Origin of the sequence: Agromyces sp. NPDC058126 (assembly GCF_042884595.1) — a bacterium.
GTDB lineage: Bacteria > Actinomycetota > Actinomycetes > Actinomycetales > Microbacteriaceae > Agromyces.
The window spans coordinates 137,682-158,236 of sequence record NZ_JBHVTS010000004.1; the positions used below are offsets into that span (position 1 = coordinate 137,682).

Genomic DNA, 20,555 nt, shown 5'->3' on the forward strand with positions numbered 1-20,555 from the left:
CCCGGCACGCCCCGCCCGCACCGATTGCGAGGCACCCGCGCCGGCAGTCACCACCTCTCAGACGACGCCCTCGGCCACCCGGCCGACCGGCGCCCCGCACCGTCCGGTGCACCCAACCAACCCAACGAAGGACACGACGTGAACACCAGTTCTCTCGCCCTCGGCCAGTCCGACTCCGGACAGGCCATCGCCATGCGTGCCCAGGCACGCCGACTCAACGAGCGCATCGCCCTGCGCGCCGGCCTCGCACTCATCGCGTGGAGCCGTCGACAGAGCGAACGCACCTCGCACGAGGCCGTGATGCTGCGCCAGCAGAACACCGCACTCGCGCACCGGGTCCGCGCAGGCGATCTCCAGCGGATCGCCCTCCTCGGCCCCAACTTCTGAGTCGTGATCGTATGAACACCCTCACGACCATCCCAGCACCGGACGGCGCCGTCGCCCTCGCGGCGGCGCCGTTCGCGCGGCAGCGCATCGCCCTCGACCCCGTCGCCGACGGTTCGGCCGCCATCGCGGCCGGAGCTCCGACGTCGGGGTCGAGTGCCTCGCGCCCTACGCGCTCGGCGGCACCCCGTTCGGCGGTTCCACCGCATTCAGGCGGAGCGCGATGTCGAGCAGGCTCACGCGGTGCAGCGTCGACACCTCCCCGAGCGGAACCCACCGCGCCTCGTCGCTCGAACCGTCGACCTCGTCGCGCAGTTCGCCGCCGATGACGCTCGCACGGTAGATCACCCGCATCGCGTAGAGCGGCTCGGCGCCCGTCCGGCGCTTCGACGCCGGGATCACCATGGTGTCGATGCCGAGCAGGCGATCGATGGATGCCTCGTAGCCCGTCTCCTCCGCGATCTCCCGCCGCGCGGCCTGCACCGGGTGCTCGCTGCCCTCGATGCCGCCTCCGGGAAGCGTCCAGCCTGAGCGGCCGTGCTCGTTCCAGTGCGCGAGCAGAATGCGCTCGTCGCGGATGATCACGCCATACGCGGCGATGCGGATGTCCATCCCGTCACCCTACCCGCGCGGCCGGGGTCGAGCCCGAGTGCACGGAACGCGGCTCAGCCTTCGCGCATCGAGTCGTTCTGCACGGCGTCGAACTGCGACGCGCTGATCGTCGGGTCGCCTCCGAGGCCCTGCGCCCTCGCGACCTCGTCGTTCGGGTTGTACTGCGACACCTCGCCCCGGTCGTCGATGTACTCGTGGTACGCGCTGCGCCGGGCGTTCTCGCGGGCCGCGAAGCTGCTCCCGCGTGCGATGAGATAGACGAGCACCGTGATGAACGGCACGAAGATGAGGAAGAGCAGCCAGACCGCCTTCGCCCAGCCGGCGAGCTCAGGATCGCGGAACAGATCGGCGATGACCGAGAAGAGCGCCACCAGGTAGGCGACGAAGACGAAGAAACCGAACAGGCCGCTGAAGACGTCCCAGAAGTTGGTGTCGAATGCCATGGCAATACCCCCTGAAAGGCAATACCGGGCGAGATCGCCGGGTTGAGCCCACAGTATCGGAATGCGGGAGCGCGGCGGGGGAGGAATTGTGGAGTGTGGAGCCTAGGAGATTCGAACTCCTGACATCCTGCTTGCAAAGCAGGCGCTCTACCAACTGAGCTAAGGCCCCGAGCCGGATGCGAGGCATCCGCTTGTGTTGTGGAATTTTCAGAGTGGGGATACGAGGACTTGAACCTCGGACCTCTTCGTTATCAGCGAAGCGCTCTAACCGCCTGAGCTATATCCCCGTGTTTCGGCCGAAGGACAGACTACCTGAGACTTCAGGAATATCCGAATCGAGCCGAACTCGGCCGCCTAGTTGTTCGTGAACCCGACCAGGATGCCGCCGGTGATCTTCACACTGAGGTTGTAGAGCACCGCCACGATCGCGCCGAGCGCGGTCGTCACGACGAGGTTCAGCAGCGCGGCGACGACCGCGAAGCCCATCACGTTGCCGAGCGACAGGATCGACGACAGGTCGCCGCCGGTGCCGGCGACGTCCTTCACGAGCTCGTTGAGCTTCGCGAACACGTCGGTCGAGTTGAGGACCGTCCAGATGAGGAACGTCGCCACGATCGACACGACGGCGAGGCACACGGCCACGAGGAACGACAGCTTCACCGCCGACCAGAAGTCGATGTAGACGAGCCGCAGGCGCACCTGCTTGGCCGGGGCGCGTTTGCTCGACTTGCGGGCCAGCTTCTCGGCGACGCTACTCATTGACGGTTACTCCTTCTCCGGTGGATTCGGCCGCTTCGGACTCTGCGGCCTCCTCCACGAGATTCCGTTCGGAATTCTTCGCGATGGCGATGATGCGGTCGTCCACCGCGAACTTCGCGAAGACGACGCCCATCGTATCCCTGCCCTTGGCAGGAACCTCGGCGACATCGGAGCGTACCACCTTGCCGCTGGCAAGAACCACCAGCACCTCGTCGTCGGATCCGACGATGAGCGCACCGGCCAGATCGCCGCGATCCTCGTTCAGCTTCGCCACCTTGATGCCGAGTCCGCCGCGGTTCTGCAGGCGATACTGGTCGACCGCGGTGCGCTTGGCGTAGCCGCCCTCGGTGACGACGAACACGTACTGGGCACCGTCGACGTCGGCCGCGACATCCGGCTCATTCTCAGCGATCTCACCGGCGGCTCCCGAACCCGGCACGACCGAGGCCTCGAGCAGCGCGTCTCCGTCGCGGAAGCTCATGCCCTTCACGCCCGAGGTCGATCGACCCATCGGACGCAGCGCCTCGTCGGTCGCCTCGAAGCGCAGGGACATGCCCTTCTTCGAGACGAGGAGGATCTCGTCGTGCTCGTCGACGAGCATCGCCGAGACGAGCTCGTCGCCCTCGCGGAGCTTGATCGCGATGACGCCGCGTGAACGGTTGGTGTCGTACTCCTCGAGCGCGGTCTTCTTCACGAGCCCGTCGTGGGTCGCGAGCACGAGGTACTTCGCCACCTCGTAGTCGCGGATGTCGAGGATCTCGGCGATCTCCTCGTCGGGCTGCATCTCGAGCAGGTTCGCGACGTGCTGGCCCTTCGCGTCGCGGCCGGCCTCCTGGATCTCGTAGGCCTTCGCACGGTACACGCGGCCCATGTTCGTGAAGAACAGGAGCCAGTGGTGCGTCGTCGTCACGAAGAAGTGCTCGACCACGTCGTCGGCGCGCAGCTGCGCGCCCTTCACGCCCTTGCCGCCGCGGTGCTGCGAGCGGTAGTTGTCGCTGCGCGTGCGCTTCACGTAGCCGCCGCGGGTGACGGTGACCACCATCTCCTCTTCGGGGATGAGGTCTTCGACCGACATGTCGCCGTCGAAGCCGGGCATGATGTGCGTGCGGCGCTCGTCGCCGTACTTGTCGACGATCTCGGCGAGCTCTTCGGAGACGATCGTGCGCTGGCGCTCGGGCCGGGCGAGGATGTCCTTGAAGTCCGTGATCTCGGCCTCGAGCGCCTCGGCCTCGTCCATGATCTTCTGGCGCTCGAGCGCGGCGAGACGGCGCAGCTGCATCGCGAGGATCGCGTCGGACTGCAGGTCGTCGATGTCGAGCAGGTCCTTCAGGCCCGTTCGTGCATCGTCGACCGTCGCCGAGGCCCGGATGAGCGCGATGACCTCGTCGAGCGCGTCGAGCGCCTTGAGGTAGCCGCGCAGGATGTGCATGCGCTCCTCCGCCTTGCGGAGGCGGTACTGCGTGCGGCGGACGATGACGTCGATCTGGTGGTCGACCCAGTGCGCGATGAAGCCGTCGATCGAGAGCGTGCGGGGCACGCCGTCGACGATCGCGAGCATGTTCGCGCCGAAGTTCTCCTGCAGCTGCGTGTGCTTGTAGAGGTTGTTCAGCACGACCTTCGCCACCGCATCGCGCTTCAGCACGATGACGAGGCGCTGGCCGGTGCGGCCCGAGGTCTCGTCGCGGATGTCGGCGATGCCGCCGATCTTGCCGTCCTTCACGAGGTCGGCGATCTTGATCGCGAGGTTGTCGGGGTTGACCTGGTACGGCAGCTCGGTGACGACGAGGCAGGTGCGACCCTGCAGCTCCTCCACCGAGACGACCGCGCGCATCGTGATCGAGCCGCGACCGGTGCGGTACGCGTCGGTGATGCCCTTCACGCCGAGGATCTGCGCCCCGGTCGGGAAGTCGGGTCCCTTGATGCGCTGCAGCAGCGCCTCCTGCAGCTCCTCGCGGGATGCCTCGGGGTGCTCGAGGTACCACTGGGCACCCGAGGCGACCTCGCGGAGGTTGTGCGGCGGGATGTTGGTCGCCATGCCGACCGCGATGCCGACCGAGCCGTTGACGAGCAGGTTCGGGAACCGGGCCGGCAGGATCGACGGCTCCTGGGTGCGACCGTCGTAGTTGTCCTGGAAGTCGACGGTCTCCTCGTCGATGTCGCGCACCATCTCGAGCGCGAGCGGAGCCATCTTGGTCTCGGTGTATCGGGGGGCGGCCGCGCCGTCGTTGCCGGGCGAGCCGAAGTTGCCCTGCCCGAGCGCGAGCGGATAGCGGAGGCTCCACGGCTGCACGAGTCGCACGAGCGCGTCGTAGATCGCGGTGTCGCCGTGCGGGTGGAACTGGCCCATCACGTCGCCGACGACGCGGGCGCACTTCGAGAACGCCTTGTCGGGGCGGTAGCCGCCGTCGTACATGGCGTAGATGACGCGGCGGTGCACCGGCTTCAGTCCGTCGCGCACCTCGGGCAGCGCACGGCCCACGATCACGCTCATCGCGTAGTCGAGGTACGAGCGCTGCATCTCGAGCTGCAGGTCGACCTGGTCGATCTTGCCGTGGATGCCGGGAGCGTTCTCGTCGGCGCCGTTCGCGCCGGGATCGATCACATCAGATGTCAAGGAAACGCACGTCCTTCGCGTTCTTCTGGATGAAGTTGCGGCGGCTCTCGACGTCTTCGCCCATCAGGGTCGAGAAGATCTCGTCGGCGGCGGCCGCGTCGTCCATGGTGACCTGCAGCAGCGTGCGGGTCTCGGGGTTCATCGTGGTCTCCCACAACTCCTGGTGGTTCATCTCACCGAGACCCTTGTACCGCTGCACCCCGTTGTCCTTCGGGATGCGCTTGCCGGCCGCGACGCCCGCGGCGAGCAGGGCGTCGCGCTCCTTGTCGGAGTACACGTACTCGTGGTCGGCGTTCGTCCACTTCAAGCGGTACAGCGGCGGCTGCGCGAGGTACACGTAACCGAGCTCGATGAGCGGCCGCATGTAGCGGAACAGCAGCGTGAGCAGCAGGGTCGTGATGTGCTGGCCGTCGACGTCGGCGTCGGCCATGAGCACGATCTTGTGGTACCTGGCCTTCTCGGTGTTGAAGTCCTCGCCGATGCCGGCGCCGAACGCCGTGATCATCGCCTGGACCTCGGCGTTGCCGAGCGCTCGGTCGAGACGCGCCTTCTCGACGTTGAGGATCTTTCCGCGCAGCGGCAGGATCGCCTGTGTCTCGGGGTTGCGACCCTGGACGGCGGAGCCGCCGGCCGAGTCGCCCTCGACGATGAAGATCTCGGAGAGCGACGGATCCTTCGAGGAGCAGTCCTTCAGCTTGCCGGGCATGCCGCCCGACTCGAGCAGGCCCTTTCGCCGGGTCGCCTCGCGCGCCTTGCGCGCGGCGATGCGCGCGGTCGCCGCCTGGATGGCCTTGCGGATGATCTCGCGGGCCTGGGTGGGGTTGCGCTCGAACCAGTCGCCGAGCTGATCGGCCGTGACCTTCTGCACGAACGACTTCGCCTCGGTGTTGCCGAGCTTCGTCTTCGTCTGGCCCTCGAACTGCGGCTCGCTGAGCTTCACCGAGATGACGGCGGTCAATCCCTCGCGAACGTCGTCACCGGAGAGGTTGTCGTCCTTCTCCTTGAGGATGCTCTTCTCACGGGCGTACTTGTTGACCAGGGTCGTGAGTGCCGCACGGAAGCCCTCTTCGTGCGTGCCGCCCTCGTGCGTGTTGATCGTGTTCGCGTAGGTGTGCACCGATTCGGTGTACGCCGTCGTCCACTGCATCGCGACCTCGAGCGCGATCTTGCGTTCGGTGTCCTCGGTCTCGAACGAGATGATCTCGTCGTTCACGACGTCGGACTTCTTCGCGCGATTGATGTACTCGACGTAGTCGACGAGGCCGCGCTCGTAGTGGAACGTGTCGGTTCGCGGGCCCTCGACCGGAGCGTCGGTCACGTTCTCGACATCGGCGGGATCTGCCGGATCGGCGGCGTGCCGGAGGTCGGTGAGCGTGATGCGCAGGCCCTTGTTGAGGAACGCCATCTGCTGCAGGCGCGCGCGCAGCGTCTCGTAGTCGTACTCGACCGTCTCGAAGATGTCGGGGCTCGCCCAGAACGTCGTCGTCGTGCCGGTCTGATCGCTCGCCTCGTCCTTCGAGAGCGGAGCGAGCGGCACGCCGATCTCGTACGCCTGCCGCCAGACGTGGCCCTCGCGTCGGACCTCGACCTCGAAGCGCGACGACAGCGCGTTGACGACGGAGGCGCCGACGCCGTGCAGGCCGCCCGAGACCGCGTAGCCGCCGCCGCCGAACTTGCCGCCGGCGTGCAGCACCGTGTGGACGACCTCGACCGTCGAGCGACCCTCGGTCTTGTGCACGCCCACCGGGATGCCGCGACCGTCGTCGACGACGAGGATGCCGCCGTCGGCGAGGATCGTCACGTCGATCGCGCTCGCGTACCCCGCGAGCGCCTCATCGACGGAGTTGTCGACGATCTCGTAGACGAGGTGATGGAGTCCTCGTGGCCCGGTCGAGCCGATGTACATGCCGGGCCGCTTGCGTACCGCTTCGAGGCCCTCGAGAACCTGGATCGCGTCTGCACCGTATTCGGGCGCGCTCTCGGGCTTCGTCGGTTCCGCTGTCATGGGTGAATCAGGCTCCAAACCGTCGCGTTGGCGACTCTCGATCCTATCAAAGAGGCCGTCGTGAAAGGCCGTGAAAGGCCGCTCTCGCGCAATGAATCGGGTTCAGTGACCGTTTTCGTCTTCTCAGCCGTAGGTATCGCGTGGACCGCGCCCTGGAACCGATCTGGGGCCCTTTTTCCAGGTGGGGGCGTCCGGCCCTTGGAAGCGGATGGTCTCGACCCCGGCCCCCGGGTACCTCGAGACGATCTCGGTGACGAGCTGCGTGCGCATCAGTCTGAGCTGCGTCGCCCACGCCGTCGACTCGCACCGCACCTGCAGCACGCCGCCCTCGATCGCGATGGCCTCGGAGTGACGCGCCGTCTCCTCGCCGACGATCTCGGCCCAGGAGGCGAGGACGTCGTGCTGCGACAGCGGCCCCGTCCACCCGAGCTGCGCGCTCAGGCCGTCGAGCGTGGCGCCGAGCGCCTTCGGGTCGCGCCCCGGGGTGAACGGCTGGTTCTCGCCGTCGTCGCGAGTGTGCACCCGCGTCGCGCGCCCGGCCCGCAGCCGGGGCTCGCCGCCGAAGATCTCGCGGAAGTGCCGATACACCCGCGATGCCTCGGATGCCTCAGCCATCGGCCTGGTCTCCCTCTCGATCGGATGCCTCGTCGGCGACCTGTGCGGCGGCGGCGAGGTCGCTCTGCGGCGGCGCCTCGACGATGCGCCCCGACTCGATGTGCACGATACGCGCGACGAGCGGCGCCGGCACGTCCTCGAGGACGGCCGCGGTGACGAGCACCTGCTCGAAGCCGGCGATCGCGCCCGCGAGCCGCTCCCGGCGGAGCCGGTCGAGCTCGGCGAAGACGTCGTCGAGGACGAGCACCGGATCGCCCGTGCTCGAGTCGCGTCGGAGCAGCTCGGCCGAGGCGAGCCGCAGCGCGAGCGCGAACGACCACGACTCGCCGTGACTCGCATAGCCCTTCGCCGGCAGCCCGTTGAGCAGGAGGAGGACGTCGTCGCGGTGCGGGCCCACGAGGGTGACCCCCCGCTCGAGCTCCTTGCCGCGCAACGCGCCGAGCGCGGCGGCGAAACGGTCGGCGGTCGGCGCCGTCGAGCGGGGCGTGCCCGATGCGGCTGGACCCGCATCGGCTCCGTCGTCGCCCTCGGCGTCTCCGCCGTCGATCGAGAGCACCGCACGGAGCTCGGGGCGATGATCTGCGTCGACGATCGAGCGGTAGGCCGCCGCCACGGGATCGCCGAGCTCGGCGATGAGCGCGAGGCGCTGGTCGATGAGCTCCGAGCCGAGCGCGACGAGTCGTTCGTCCCAGATGTCGAGCGTCGTGAGCTTCTCGGCGGCGAGCCCGCGGGCGCGGGCGCTCTTCAGCAGCGTGTTGCGCTGCTTCAGCACCCGGTCGTAGTCGGCCATGACGCCGCCGAGGCGCGGAGTCCGCTGCACGAGCAGCTCGTCGAGCATGCGCCGGCGGACGCCCGGCTCGCCGCGGACGATCGCCAGGTCTTCGGGAGCGAACAGCACGCTGTGCGCGTAGCGCGGAAGTTCGCGGGTCTTCACGGGCGAACGGTTCAGCTGGGCCCGGTTCGCACCTTGCCGGTTGAGCTGCAGCTCGACGAGCAGCTCGCGGTCGCCGTGCGCGAGGAGGGCCCGGACGATCGCCGCGTCGGCACCGGCCCGGATCAGCGCCTGATCGCCCGAGACGCGGTGCGATCCGAGGGTGGCGAGGTAGCCGATCGACTCGACGAGGTTGGTCTTGCCCTGGCCGTTCCGCCCGACGAGCACCGTCGCGCCGGGCCCGAGCTCCAGCTCCGCGCGTTCGTAGTTGCGGTAGTCGGTGAGGGAGAGTCGGGCGACGTGCACGGGCACCGCTCCTCTCGTTCGACCACGCCTACGCTACCGGCGTCCGCCGACACCGCGGCACGCGGCATCCACCCGATCATCGACCGCCGCCGATGAGCCGACGCGACCCGGTCGAACCGGATCGCGCCGGCGCGGCGCGCCGAGCGGGTCAGCGCAGCAGCAGGTTCGGCTGGAGCAGGTACCGGTAGCTGTCGGCGCCGGCCTGCTCGCGGGAGGTCTGGCTGGTGATCAGCACCGGGCCGGGCTTGTTCGGGTTCTCGGTCTTCGTGAACGAGATGCGAACGAACTCCGAGTGCACGGCGCCGAGCCCGTCGAGGAGGAACTGCGGCTTCAGCGACACGACGGTGTCGTCACCGGTGAGGATCGCGTCGATCGACTCGGATGCCTGGGCCTGCTCCGAGCCGATCGCCTCGAGGGTGAGACCGTCGGCCGTGAAGCTGTAGCGCAGCGCCGCCTCGCGCTCGAGGACGAGGGCGACACGACGCGTCGCCTCGATCAGGTCGGCCGTGTTCATGACCGCGTAGTTGTCGACCGTCTCGGGGAAGAGCCGGCGGACCGGCGGGAAGTTGCCCTTGATGAGCAGCGACGTGACGGTCTTCTTGTCGGCGCTGAAGGCGATGAGCTCGCGGTCGTCGCGACTGGTGATCGCGACGGAGATGTTGCCGGCGTTGCCGAGGGTCTTGCCGACCTCCTGCAGGGTGCGGGCCGGGACGAGCGCGGTGATCGCCTCGTCGCCGGCGGCGACATTGCCGCCGTCCCAGTCGATCTCGCGTACGGCGACGCGGTAGCGGTCGGTCGCGACGAGGCCGAGGCTGTTCTCGCGCACCTCGAGCTGAACGCCCGTGATGACGGGGGTCACGTCGTCGCGCGACGCGGCGACGGCGACCTGGGCGACCGCGGCCGCGAACTCCTCGGCGGGCACGAGCCCGGACTGCTCGCCGATCTCGGGGATCGACGGGTACTCCTCGACCGGCATCGACAGCAGCGTGAAGCTCGCGGAGCCGCAGCTCACCGAGATGCGGCTCTCTTCGGTCGCGATGCGGACGGGGGCGTTCGGAAGCCGGCCCGCGATCTCTGCCAGGAGGCGACCCGAGACGAGCACCGTGCCCGGCTCTTCGACGTCGGCCTGGATCTCGGTCTGCGACGACACCTCGTAGTCGAAGGAGGACAGCACGAGTCCATCGGTGGTCGCCTTGATGAGGACGCCGGAGAGGATCGGCAGCGTCGTGCGCTGCGGAAGCAGCTTCACGGCGAAGGACACGGCCTCACTGAAGACGTCGCGGTTGACCTGGAACTTCACGGTTCTCCCGTCGTGGATGTCGCTTGGTGGCTCCCATGCTATCCGCACGACTGTTGACGGCGTCGGAGAATCCGCCGATCGCGGGGTCGCTTCGACCCGACCGAGCCCCCGCTCGAGGCCCGCCGACGACGAGGTTGTGGGAATCCCCCTTAAACAACTCTCTCTTAACGGTGTTAACCGTTGTGGAAACTGTGGATGGTGTTCAGAGACCCGCGGAACGACGCCGATCGCGGGCTGTTCGATCTGTGCACGGTGTGTGGATTCGAGCGCGGTCTCGTCGGGGTCGACTCGAACGCAGCACACTGTTCTGCACAGGCCGGCGACGCGTCTCAACAGTCATCAGGCGGTTGCTCGTTAACAATCCACAGGTTCTCCACAACTGTGGGAAGCGTGCTGAGATCGGTCTGCACGGGTGCTGCAGAGCCTTTTCGGGGTCGTCGAACGGGCGTGTCGGCGCCCCGGTGAGATCCCGAACCTGCGACGCCGGCACTCGACCACCGAGTGGGATCAGCGGTAGCGGGTGGTCTGCTTGATGCGCGCGGTGAGCTCGGTCACCTGGTTGTAGATCGAACGTCGCTCCTTCATGAGCTCCGAGATCTTCTTGTTCGCGTACATCACCGTCGTGTGGTCGCGGTTACCGAACAGTTGGCCGATCTTCGGCAGCGAGAGGTTCGTGAGCTCGCGGCAGAGGTACATCGCGATCTGCCGAGCCGTCGCCACGGCCTGCGAACGGCTCGAGCCGTACAGGTCGTCGACGGTGAGCTTGAAGTAGTCGGCCGTCGCCGTGATGATGTCGACCGGCGCCACCACGTTGTCGGAGTCGTCGGTGATGAGGTCCTTCAGTACCGTCTGCACGAGCGGCATGTCGACCGGCGTGCGGTTGAGGCTCGCGAAGGCGGTCACGCGGATCAGGGTGCCCTCGAGCTCGCGGATGTTCGACGAGACCTTCGACGCCATGTACTCGAGGATGTCGTCGGGCACCTGGAGGCGCTCGGACTGCGCCTTCTTCCGGAGGATCGCGATGCGGGTCTCGAGGTCGGGCGCCTGGACGTCGGTGATGAGGCCCCACTCGAAGCGGCTGCGCATGCGGTCCTCGAAGCCGGTGAGGTGCTTGGGCGGGACATCCGAGGTGATCACGACCTGCTTGTTGTGGTCGTGCAGCGTGTTGAAGGTGTGGAAGAACGCCTCCTGCGTCTCCGCCTTGCCCTGCAGGAACTGGATGTCGTCGATGAGCAGGATGTCGATGTTGCGGTACCGCTGCTGGAACAGCGAGCCGCGGTTGTTCGCGATCGAGTTGATGAAGTCGTTCGTGAACTCCTCGGACGAGACGTATCGCACGCGGATGCCGGGATACAGACTCATCGCGTAGTGACCGATGGCGTGGAGGAGGTGGGTCTTGCCCAGGCCCGAGTCGCCGTAGATGAAGAGGGGGTTGTACGCCTTCGCCGGCGCCTCGGCCACCGCGACCGCGGCGGCATGCGCGAACCGGTTCGACTGCCCGATGACGAAGCTCTCGAACGCGTACTTCGGGTTCAGGCGGGTGTCGCGCGAGGAGACCGGGCTCGTGTTCTCGAACACCGACTGCGGGGAGGCCGGCATCTCGACGGGATCGGGCTCGTTGCCGTAGCCGGGCTGCACGTCGGCCGCGCGTGCGGCCTCTTCGAGCTCGGGGTTCACCACTACGTAGAAGGAGGTGACCGGCGACGGCGCTTCGACGGCGCTCATCGCGGAGAGGAGGGACACCCGCATGCGCTGGTTCAGCATGCTCGCGGTGAAGTCGTTCGGCACCTCGAGGTAGAAGGTGCCGGCCGCGATGCCCTTCGGCTCCACCAGGTTCAGGAACCCCTGGAGCATCGGGGTGATCGCGTCGTCGTCTGACAGTCGATCGAGGATCGTCGCCCAAGTGTCGGAAATGGGCTGTTCTGTCATCGTTCCCCGCAATCAGGTTCTGGTGGTCTCGTGCGCCGCTCATCGATCCCCCATCGACGAAAGCAAGCGGCGCGAGGCGAGTGTTCACAGTGTTATCCACCCCCTGTGGGGAGATTCGGGGACTTGCCCGTGTTTCCGCGCACGAAGCTGGGGATAACTGGTGTCAAACGCTATCCGAGGAAGGCCCTGCCGACAAATGCCGATTCGAGGATTCGATGGCGTCGGCGTGTCGTTCCACAGGTGATGTCGAGGTTCACGGGATACTGTCGGGTTCGAACTCCACCTCCATCTCGGCGTCTCGGTTTGACCGTTCGCGTGCGAGGCCGTAGTTTTAATCAGTTGACCCAGCCCTTTCGGGCACCCAGTTTTCCCGCCGCCGAGCTGCAGCACCTGTCGCAGCCACTTCCCGGCGAGGAGATTCGACCAGCCGGAGAAGAAGAATGAGCAAGCGTACGTTCCAGCCGAACAACCGTCGTCGTGCCAAGAAGCACGGCTTCCGCCTTCGCATGCGCACCCGCGCGGGCCGTGCCATCCTGTCGGCACGTCGCGCCAAGGGCCGCACCGAACTCTCCGCATAGTTCTTCGGTGCTCGCCAAAGCCAATCGCATCACGAACGCCGACGACTACCGAGTCATCGTGCGCCGTGGTGCGAAGGTCGCCGGTGCCCACACCGTGAGCTATGTGCGCTCACGGGAGTCGGGCACCGACGCGCGCTTCGGCTTCATCGTTTCGAAGAAGGTCGGCGGAGCAGTTCGCCGAAACCTCGTCCGTCGACGGCTCAAGGCCGCGTGCCACGAGGTGCTCGGCGACGGTTTCGGCGGTGTCGACATCGTCGTGCGAGCGCTGCCGTCCGCGGCCGCCGCCGATTGGTCGGCGCTCCGTTCGGATGTGATCGGCGCCGTCTCGGACCGCCGAGTCCAAGACCGGGTGAAGGGCGGATGACATGCGTGATGCTCTGCTCTTCGTCGCGCTCCTCCCCCGGAACGCCGGGGTCCTCCTGATCCGCGGCTACCGCAAGCTGATCTCACCCCTCTACGGCGATGTCTGTCGCTACTACCCCTCGTGCTCCGCCTACGGACTCGGCTCCGTGCAGCAGCGAGGCCTTCTCGTGGGCTCGGCCCTCACCGCGTGGCGGATCCTCCGCTGCAACCCCTGGTCGCCCGGCGGCATCGACGATGTGCGCGCCGCCCGCCACCAGCGCTACCGCGTCACCGGCTTCGGCTGGGTCCTGCCGGCAGCTTGGGTTCACGCGGATGCCTCGGCGCCCGCGCCGCACGCGCACCTCCACGACCACGACCACCACGTGGCATCCACCGGTCTCGACCCGGTTCAGTCTTCGACCCGCAACGATGCGGCGATCGTCACCGCCTCCCCCACCATGTCCCGGAAGGACTGACACCGCCAAATGGACATCATCAGCCTGATTCTCTGGCCCATCAAGTGGGTCATCGAGCTGATCCTCGTTGCGTTCCACTCGCTGTGGACCTTCATCGGCATGGATCCCGACGGGGGTGTCACCTGGGTCCTCTCGATCGTCGGTCTGGTGATCGTCGTCCGAGCCGCTCTCATCCCGATCTTCGTCCGGCAGATCAAGAGCCAGCGCCGCATGCTCGAGGTGGCGCCGCAGCTCAAGAAGATCCAGGACAAGTACAAGGGCAAGAAGGACCAGTACTCGCGCGAGGCCATGTCGCGCGAGACCATGGAGCTCTACAAGAAGACGGGCACGAACCCGCTCTCCTCGTGCCTGCCTCTGCTGCTGCAGATGCCGATCTTCTTCGGTCTCTTCTCGGTGCTCAACGACGCGCAGCACGACAAGGCAGGCGTCGGCGTCTTCACGCAGGAGCTCGCGAACTCGTTCGCCAACGCCGAGTTCCTCGGCGCCCCGCTGAAGGCGACCTTCATCGGCGAGTGGAACCTGATGGTCGCCGGCGACGCCTTCAGCGTCAACGTGATGATCATCGCCCTCACGATGATCGTGCTCATGACCGCGTCGCAGTTCATCACGCAGCTGCAGATCGTCTCGAAGAACATGTCGCCCGAGACCAAGGCGAGCCCCATGTTCCGTCAGCAGCGCATCCTGCTGTACCTGCTCCCCCTCGTCTTCGCGTTCTCGGGTGTCGCCTTCCCGCTCGGCGTCATGTTCTACTGGCTCGTCTCGAACTTCTGGACCATGGGCCAGCAGTTCGTCGTCATCCGCAACATGCCCACGCCGGGCAGTGACGCTGCGAAGGCCCGCGAGGCCCGCCTCGCGAAGAAGGGCAAGCTCGTCGTCGAAGACAAGCCCGAAGGTGCGATCGCCGTCGAGGAGCCCAAGAAGACTCAGCGTCAGCAGCCCATCGGCAAGACGCGCGCCAAGAAGCAGGGGAAGTAACCATGACCGACGTGCAGCACGACGCAGCAGCCGAGCGCTCGACCTCGCAGCTCGAAGAAGAAGGCGACATCGCCGCCGACTACATCGAGGAACTGCTCGACATCACCGACCTCGACGGCGACATCGACATCGACGCGCGCAACGGCCGGGCCTACATCTCGGTGAACGCCGGTGAGGGTGCGAACCTGAACCTGCTCTCGAAGCCCGACACCGTCAGCGCGCTGCAGGAGCTGACCCGCCTCGCCGTGCAGACGAAGACCGGCGCCTTCTCGCGCCTCATCCTCGACATCGGCGGCTCGCGCGACGCGCGTCGCGACGAACTGGCTTCGCTCGTCACCCGTGCGGTCGAGCGCATCGAAGCCGGCGCGGCCGAGGCCTCGCTCCCTCCGATGTCGTCGTACGAGCGCAAGCTCGTGCACGACCTGGTGGGCGAGCACGGATTCCACTCGGAGTCGCGCGGCGAGGGTGCCGATCGGCACACCGTCATCACCCGCGGCGCCTGAGGTCTCGCACGCAACGATGATCGACGGACTCGAACCCGAACCCGCCGCAGCCGCGGAGCTCTTCGGCCCGCACCTCGAGAAGGGGCGCGCCTTCACGACGGCGCTCGCACGGCACGGCGAGGAGCTCGGACTCATCGGTCCGCTCGAACTCCCGCGGCTGTGGACGCGACACGTACTGAACAGTGCGCTCGTCGCGCCGCTGCTTCGCCCCGGACGGGTCGGCGACGTCGGCTCGGGCGCAGGTCTCCCAGGTCTGGTGCTCGCGATCATGCGGCCCGACGTCGAGTTCACGCTGATCGAGCCGATGGAGCGCCGTGTCGCCTGGCTCGAGCGTCAGGCCGAGGAGCTCGAGCTCGCGAACGTCACGGTCATTCGCGCACGCGCTGAGGAATCGAAGCTCGGCGACTCACTCGACCAGGTGACTGCGCGGGCGGTGAGCGCGTTGCGCACCCTCATCCCGGTCACCGCTCCCCTGCTTCGTGCCGGCGGCGAGCTCGTGCTCATGAAGGGCGCCGGCGTCGACGGCGAGATCGGCTCGGCCGAGAAGGTCATCCGCAAGTACAAGCTGAGCGACGTCGAGGTCCTCGTGCTCGGCGAGGGAGTCGTTCCCGACTCCGAAGTCACTCGCGTCTTCCGCGCGAAGGTCGACTGACCGCAGCAGGTCGTCGCCGCCCTCTCGGGCGATGTTTCACGTGAAACACTGCGTTGGGCCCGTGGATCGGAGATGTACTCCGACCCCACGGGCCCTTTGCCGTCTGGGCGATTCGTGGCGTAGGTGGGGTTGTCGCGGTGAGTTCGGCGATCCTCGTCGGCGTTGATCGTCGACCGGCGGGTGGCTGTCGCCCTTCTTCGATGGCGTTCGTCATCGCCGCCTCGCGGACCCTGAACCGCGTCCACGCTCCGTGTGACGCGTGGCGAAGAAGGCCTCACGGTCGGTGTGCGTACACTCCCCCATTCGCCTCGTCCCTCGCGACGCGAGCTGTCGAACGAGCGATCCCCTGCTGCGTGCTTCTGAAGGTGAACCGATGCCAGCTCGCGACGCACGGGCGAGTGGATCGATTGCGGGCCGAAACCATGGGGCACGCCGACTCCACTGGGAGCGCCGGGGGTGGCAGCGCGAGCGGAGCTGCCGATGGCGGCTGACGTTCGGGGGTTTGGAGGGTTGAGAACTGACGGATCCCAGATGCGGGTCATTGCCTGCTCAAGCGGAGATGGCGCACACATTCGTGGTTCCGAATACGGGCTTCCACGTCGGCATTCTGAGCGGGCCCTCCTCAGGTGTGGCGCAGCACGACTGACTGGCGGGAGCTGTAGTCCGAGTTCACCGACGACAGGGCGCCCGCGGACTGCATGTCTCGAGGACGCCCGCGATGGGCTGCGGGAGAGCACGGGCCCGATCGCACCGACCGTGACCGCGTGAACAGCTTGCCTCTGACGAGACCACGATCGTCCCCTGGAGTTCGCGGTCGGCGGTGCGGGGTGTCCCTCGCGATGAACCTGCGGCAATGACGCCTGCGGTCGGGGGCGCGGTCGAGGAGCTCGACGTAGTGGACGAGAGGTCGATCATCGGTTTCGCCGCCCCGCCTCACCGAGGGGATCGCCCGCTCGCCCAACGGAATGGATGCCGGCCACGAGATCGCACCTTCTTCATGCTCGGGTGCGATGTGCTGGAGTCGCTGCTTCGTTGCGCGCTGTTGGGACGGGTGGGAGCTCCCCGCTTCGCCGACGATGATCGATTCTTCGCGGCGGAAGGACTTCGGCTCGGGCTCGAGTCGTCCGGCATCGTACTGTGTGCCCGCGAGCGTGGCGATCGAGTGGTTCACGGCGTGGAAGTGGACCGAGGAGACGGCCCCCTCCTGCGTTCGGCACGAAGTCGAATCGTGGACGCGCCCCCGCAAGTCGGGCTGCCGGAGCAGGTACCGGCCTGCGAGACGTGTGAGGGGTCGCAGCCTCGCTGCTGGACTTGCTGTCGATCCGCAGCCTGCGGGGACTGGTGCGTCTGGAGTCGATCGTCGCCGGCGAATGAGGCACGGGAGGCCGGGGACTGATGGTCGGGTCGCGTGAAGAGAAGTGAACGGTGCGTCGGAGAGACGAGCGGGCTGATGGATCGAGGCGGTGTGTGTCGGCGGCGCGTGGCGGCTGCGGTTCCTCGATGATTGGACGTCGCGCGGAGCCGGAGCACCAGCGTTGATCAACTCGATCTCGCCGTGTGGGAACCGGCTCCACTTCCGGGGCACGGGAAACCGAGAAGTTCGAGCGGCGCCTGATTGTCGCACTGGTGGCGACTTCTGAGTTACTCATGGGTACTCCCCCGCGTGCTCGCGACCGACCCGATCCTCCATGGTCAGGCCGGTCGAGCACGTCGGCACCGACGTGTTTCACGTGAAACACTCACGCGGGGCGCGCGGCGGGCGCGGGGGAATCGCCCCGGGTGATCGTCGGCGGTAGTCGCGCATCGAGTCTCCGGAGCATCGCTGGTACACGGAGCAGTCATACGCGTGCTCGTTCGGCGAAGGATCGACTCCATCGGGATTCCGGGCGACGAGCCTCGGTAGTCGGTGGTTGGCAGGTCATGAGGGCGAGTTCTCCGAGATTTATCACGTCGGGCGCCGGCGTGGGAGTGCGTGCGCCCTCCCCCGAGGCCGCGTGAGTGTTTCACGTGAAACATCGAGGACACGCATGACTGGGAAGCGCGACGTACCGAACTCGGCACCACCCTGTGCACCGGACGGTGAGCCAAGGTGGGGCGAACGCCGAGCCCTTCCGAGGGCGCGCACGCAGTGTCCGTTCGTGGCCGACGGGCACTTCGAAACGTTTCGGGTCGCCTGGCTCTTGCAGCGCCGCAGCGGAGCGTTCGGAGTGACACGTGGGCGCACGAGTGTGCGGGCAGCGGATGTTTCACGTGAAACATCGCGAGCACCCTTCGTCGGGCGCCGCGGCAGCCCATTCTTGAGCGCGCGGACGAGTTGCTTGTTTCATCATCCCGATGGCGGCCTTTTCGACCGGCGCAAGTCGGTCGGGCCGGTTAGGCTTATCTCTCGGGTCGCGCCCGCGAAACGGGACGCAGGCGCATCATCGGTTTGGAGCAGAGGGTATGACACCTGGCGGGGGACGTGGATGGTTTCATCGCAAACGCCCCCACCAGAACGACGCCGCTGCAGACCTGAACACCGCAGATGACTCGTCGGTCGTACCCCAGCCGGTCGTCGCCGCCACTCCCGCCGCGGGCGTCGACGCCCCGGTCGCTCCGGCTGATCAGGCGAGCAACGGATCGACACCCTCGTCACTGAACGCCGAGCCGATTGAGCAGACCCTGCCGCAGACCCAGGGCTACTCCGCGGGCATCGACTGGGACGCCGCGACTGCCGCGGCGCTCTCGGATGATCCGGTGGAGGTTGGCGCATCGACGGCGCATGCCGTCGAGCACGCGCATGGGCCCGATCGGCTGCTCGAAGATCTCATTCGTGAGATCGTCGGCGACGCCGCAGTCGATACCGCGACTGCCCTGCAGACCGCGCCGGTCGTGGTGCAGCAGCATGTGGATGCGGTCGTGCCGGCGGCGGAGGCGAGCAGTGCAACGACTCCCCTCAGTGATGAGAGCGCGATCGGCGACCCACGGCCGACCTCCGACAGTCCGCAGCCCGCGCAGTCCATGCTGTCGACGCCTTCGCTCCCGAGCCCGAGCCCGACCCAGTCCGCGGCAGAACAGCCCGCGGTGGCGCTCGCAGAAGCCGCTTCAGGAGCGCCCACTGCCAACGCAGTGGAAGAGCTCGTCGAGCCCGCAGAAATTTCTCCGGCTTCGCCGGTAGAGACCACCATGGAGTCGGCGGTGCCCGCACCGGTCCAGCCGACCGCAGCCCCCGATGTTTCACGTGAAACATCGATCGATCACGGAGGAACTCCCCTGGCCTACGAACTTGCCGATGAAACACGTCGGCGCATCGCGCTCGAGGAATCGGTGCTGCCGCTGCCGCCCGCCACGCGAGTGCTCACGATCTCGAACCAGAAGGGCGGCGTCGGCAAGACGACCACCGCGGTGAACCTGGCTGCGGCACTCGCTCGTTCCGGTGCGAAAGTGCTCGTCATCGATCTCGACCCGCAGGGCAACGCCTCGACTGCGCTCGGAGTCGATCATCGTTCCGAGCAGAAGAGTGTCTACGAGGTGCTCGTAGCCGACCTCCCGCTCGCCGAGGTCATTCGCCCATCGACCGAGCACGAGCACCTCGACTGCGTTCCCGCGACCATTCACCTCGCCGGCGCCGAGATCGAACTCGTCTCGCTCGTGGCCCGTGAGCAGCGCCTGCGGCGCGCACTCGACACGCATCTCGCAACGATGGAGCGCCCGTACGACTACGTCTTCATCGACTGCCCGCCTTCGCTGGGTCTGCTCACGATCAACGCCTTCGTCGCGGCGCGCGAGGTGCTCATCCCGATCCAGTGCGAGTACTACGCACTTGAAGGCCTCTCGCAGCTGCTCAGCAACATCGAGCTGATCGAGAAGCACCTCAACCCCGAGCTCCGTCTCTCGACGATCCTGCTGACGATGTACGACTCCCGCACCAACCTCGCCCAGCAGGTCGCCCAGGAGGTGCGCGATCACTTCCCGGTACAGACGCTGCAGACGATCATTCCGCGCTCGGTGCGCGTCTCCGAAGCACCCAGCTACGGACAGAGCGTGATCAGCTACGACTTCGCGTCGACCGGATCCCTGTCTTACCGAGAAGCCGCCGCCGAGATCGCCCGTCGCGGCGCGGCCACCCCTGAGGAGTCGAACTGATGGCAAGCAAGCGAACCGGACTCGGCCGTGGCATCGGCGCATTGATTCCGAGTGGTGACGACGCGTCGCGGGCGAGCCGCCCGGTCGACGTGTTCTTCCCCGACTCCGACACGACTCCGGGCTCCTCCCCCGTCGCGGTCGCGGTCGTCGAGCAGGCTGCTGAGACCGAGGGTCTCGTCGCGGTGCCCGGTGCGCGCCTCGCGCGCCTCGACCCGAACGACATCGTGCCGAACGCGGTGCAGCCGCGAAGCGTGTTCGACCCCGAAGACCTCGCCGAGCTCGTGCACAGCGTCCGCGAGTTCGGGGTCCTGCAGCCGATCGTCGTTCGTCCGCACCCCGACCAGGCCGGCAAGTACGAGCTCGTCATGGGTGAGCGTCGACTCCGTGCGACGAAGGCCGCCGGCCTCGACACGATCCCGGCCGTCGTCAAGGACACCGCGAACGAGGACATGCTGCGCGATGCGCTCCTCGAGAACCTCCACCGCTCGCAGCTCAATCCCCTCGAAGAGGCGTCGGCCTACCAGCAGCTGCTCTCCGACTTCGGCATCACGCAGGAGCAGCTCGCCACCCGCATCGGTCGCTCGCGTCCGCAGATCTCGAACACGCTCCGACTGCTGAAGCTGCCCGAGCCGGTGCAGCTCCGCGTCGCCGCCGGTGTGCTGACAGCGGGTCACGCTCGCGCGATCCTCTCGGTCGGCGACACCGAGGAGATGCAGCGCTTCGCCGACAAGATCGTGAACGAGGAGCTGTCGGTTCGCGCGGCCGAATCGATCGCCACCAAGGAGCCGAAGGCGTCGCGCCTCAAGCCGTCGGCCGGCAAGCGGCAGGACTTTCTCGACGACCTGGCGACGCGACTCGGCGATCGCCTCAACACTCGGGTGAAGATCGCGCTCGGCGCCCGAAAAGGCCAGATCAGCATTGATTTCGCAACGGTTCAGGACTTGCGCCGAATCCTGAGCGAGCTCGGCGAGGAACTCGACGGCGTCTGATCGCGATTCCGTCGCAG

At 67.2% G+C, this 20,555-nt stretch carries 18 protein-coding genes and 2 tRNA genes; 9 read left to right on the top strand and 11 right to left on the bottom strand.

Translation table 11 applies throughout. The features are described from left to right. Positions 1-138: 138 nt before the first annotated feature. A complete protein-coding gene (locus ACFVTR_RS13245) occupies positions 139-387 on the top strand; it encodes a hypothetical protein (RefSeq protein ID WP_387037950.1) in 249 nt (82 codons plus the stop codon). A 165-nt stretch (positions 388-552) separates the two neighbouring features. Here ACFVTR_RS13245 and ACFVTR_RS13250 read toward each other — a convergent pair whose 3' ends face one another. From ACFVTR_RS13250 to dnaA, 11 genes are all read right to left on the bottom strand, one after another. Continuing rightward, entirely contained in the window at positions 553-996 is a 444-nt protein-coding gene (locus ACFVTR_RS13250) for an NUDIX hydrolase (RefSeq protein WP_387037951.1), read from the bottom strand. Positions 997-1,049: 53 nt separating this feature from the next. After that, entirely contained in the window at positions 1,050-1,439 is a 390-nt protein-coding gene (locus tag ACFVTR_RS13255) for a PLD nuclease N-terminal domain-containing protein (protein WP_387037952.1), read from the bottom strand. Between the two features lie 96 nt (positions 1,440-1,535). Next, positions 1,536-1,608 (bottom strand) — tRNA-Ala (locus ACFVTR_RS13260). Positions 1,609-1,652: 44 nt separating this feature from the next. Beyond that, positions 1,653-1,726 (bottom strand) — tRNA-Ile (locus tag ACFVTR_RS13265). A 67-nt stretch (positions 1,727-1,793) separates the two neighbouring features. Continuing rightward, on the bottom strand, positions 1,794-2,198 hold the full coding sequence (locus ACFVTR_RS13270) for a DUF3566 domain-containing protein (protein ID WP_387037954.1): 405 nt from the start codon (positions 2,196-2,198) through the stop codon (positions 1,794-1,796). After that, positions 2,191-4,716: a DNA gyrase subunit A gene (gene gyrA / locus ACFVTR_RS13275; RefSeq protein WP_387038482.1), complete on the bottom strand. Its 2,526-nt coding sequence runs from the start codon at positions 4,714-4,716 to the stop codon at positions 2,191-2,193. Before gyrA ends, ACFVTR_RS13270 begins: the two co-directional genes overlap by 8 nt. An 85-nt stretch (positions 4,717-4,801) precedes the next feature. Next, a complete protein-coding gene (gene gyrB, locus ACFVTR_RS13280) occupies positions 4,802-6,817 on the bottom strand; it encodes a DNA topoisomerase (ATP-hydrolyzing) subunit B (protein WP_387037955.1) in 2,016 nt (671 codons plus the stop codon). 123 nt (positions 6,818-6,940) lie between these two features. Further along, the gene (locus ACFVTR_RS13285; protein WP_387037957.1) at positions 6,941-7,432 is read right to left on the bottom strand and encodes a DUF721 domain-containing protein; all 492 of its coding nucleotides are present in this window, start codon (positions 7,430-7,432) and stop codon (positions 6,941-6,943) included. Further along, a complete protein-coding gene (gene recF, locus ACFVTR_RS13290) occupies positions 7,425-8,669 on the bottom strand; it encodes a DNA replication/repair protein RecF (protein ID WP_387037960.1) in 1,245 nt (414 codons plus the stop codon). Before recF ends, ACFVTR_RS13285 begins: the two co-directional genes overlap by 8 nt. A 148-nt stretch (positions 8,670-8,817) precedes the next feature. After that, positions 8,818-9,969, bottom strand: a complete 1,152-nt coding sequence (dnaN, locus tag ACFVTR_RS13295; protein WP_376942694.1) for a DNA polymerase III subunit beta — start codon at positions 9,967-9,969, stop codon at positions 8,818-8,820. 507 nt (positions 9,970-10,476) lie between these two features. Then, positions 10,477-11,898, bottom strand: a complete 1,422-nt coding sequence (gene dnaA / locus ACFVTR_RS13300) for a chromosomal replication initiator protein DnaA (protein ID WP_387037962.1) — start codon at positions 11,896-11,898, stop codon at positions 10,477-10,479. A 440-nt stretch (positions 11,899-12,338) separates the two neighbouring features. Between dnaA and rpmH the strand changes: the two genes are divergently transcribed. The 8 genes from rpmH (at position 12,339) to ACFVTR_RS13340 (ending at position 20,538) form a co-directional block, all read left to right on the top strand. Continuing rightward, on the top strand, positions 12,339-12,476 hold the full coding sequence (gene rpmH / locus ACFVTR_RS13305) for a 50S ribosomal protein L34 (RefSeq protein ID WP_022889115.1): 138 nt from the start codon (positions 12,339-12,341) through the stop codon (positions 12,474-12,476). 7 nt (positions 12,477-12,483) lie between these two features. After that, the gene (gene rnpA / locus ACFVTR_RS13310; protein WP_387037965.1) at positions 12,484-12,840 is read left to right on the top strand and encodes a ribonuclease P protein component; all 357 of its coding nucleotides are present in this window, start codon (positions 12,484-12,486) and stop codon (positions 12,838-12,840) included. Position 12,841: 1 nt separating this feature from the next. Next, positions 12,842-13,294 (top strand): membrane protein insertion efficiency factor YidD, encoded by a 453-nt coding sequence (gene yidD / locus ACFVTR_RS13315; protein ID WP_387037968.1) that lies wholly within the window; start codon positions 12,842-12,844, stop codon positions 13,292-13,294. Between the two features lie 9 nt (positions 13,295-13,303). Beyond that, positions 13,304-14,269 (top strand): membrane protein insertase YidC, encoded by a 966-nt coding sequence (gene yidC / locus ACFVTR_RS13320; RefSeq protein WP_387037970.1) that lies wholly within the window; start codon positions 13,304-13,306, stop codon positions 14,267-14,269. Between the two features lie 2 nt (positions 14,270-14,271). Next, positions 14,272-14,772 carry a protein jag gene (locus tag ACFVTR_RS13325; protein WP_387037972.1) on the top strand — a complete coding sequence of 167 codons (501 nt, stop codon included), beginning with the start codon at positions 14,272-14,274 and terminating at the stop codon, positions 14,770-14,772. Between the two features lie 16 nt (positions 14,773-14,788). After that, positions 14,789-15,424 (top strand): 16S rRNA (guanine(527)-N(7))-methyltransferase RsmG, encoded by a 636-nt coding sequence (gene rsmG / locus ACFVTR_RS13330; RefSeq protein WP_387037974.1) that lies wholly within the window; start codon positions 14,789-14,791, stop codon positions 15,422-15,424. Positions 15,425-18,655: 3,231 nt separating this feature from the next. Continuing rightward, positions 18,656-19,549: a ParA family protein gene (locus tag ACFVTR_RS13335; protein ID WP_387038485.1), complete on the top strand. Its 894-nt coding sequence runs from the start codon at positions 18,656-18,658 to the stop codon at positions 19,547-19,549. After that, complete coding sequence (locus ACFVTR_RS13340; RefSeq protein ID WP_387037976.1) at positions 19,549-20,538, top strand: ParB/RepB/Spo0J family partition protein; 990 nt, start codon at positions 19,549-19,551, stop codon at positions 20,536-20,538. The genes ACFVTR_RS13335 and ACFVTR_RS13340 overlap by 1 nt, the downstream gene beginning before the upstream one ends. The last annotated feature ends 17 nt before the right edge of the window (positions 20,539-20,555 follow it).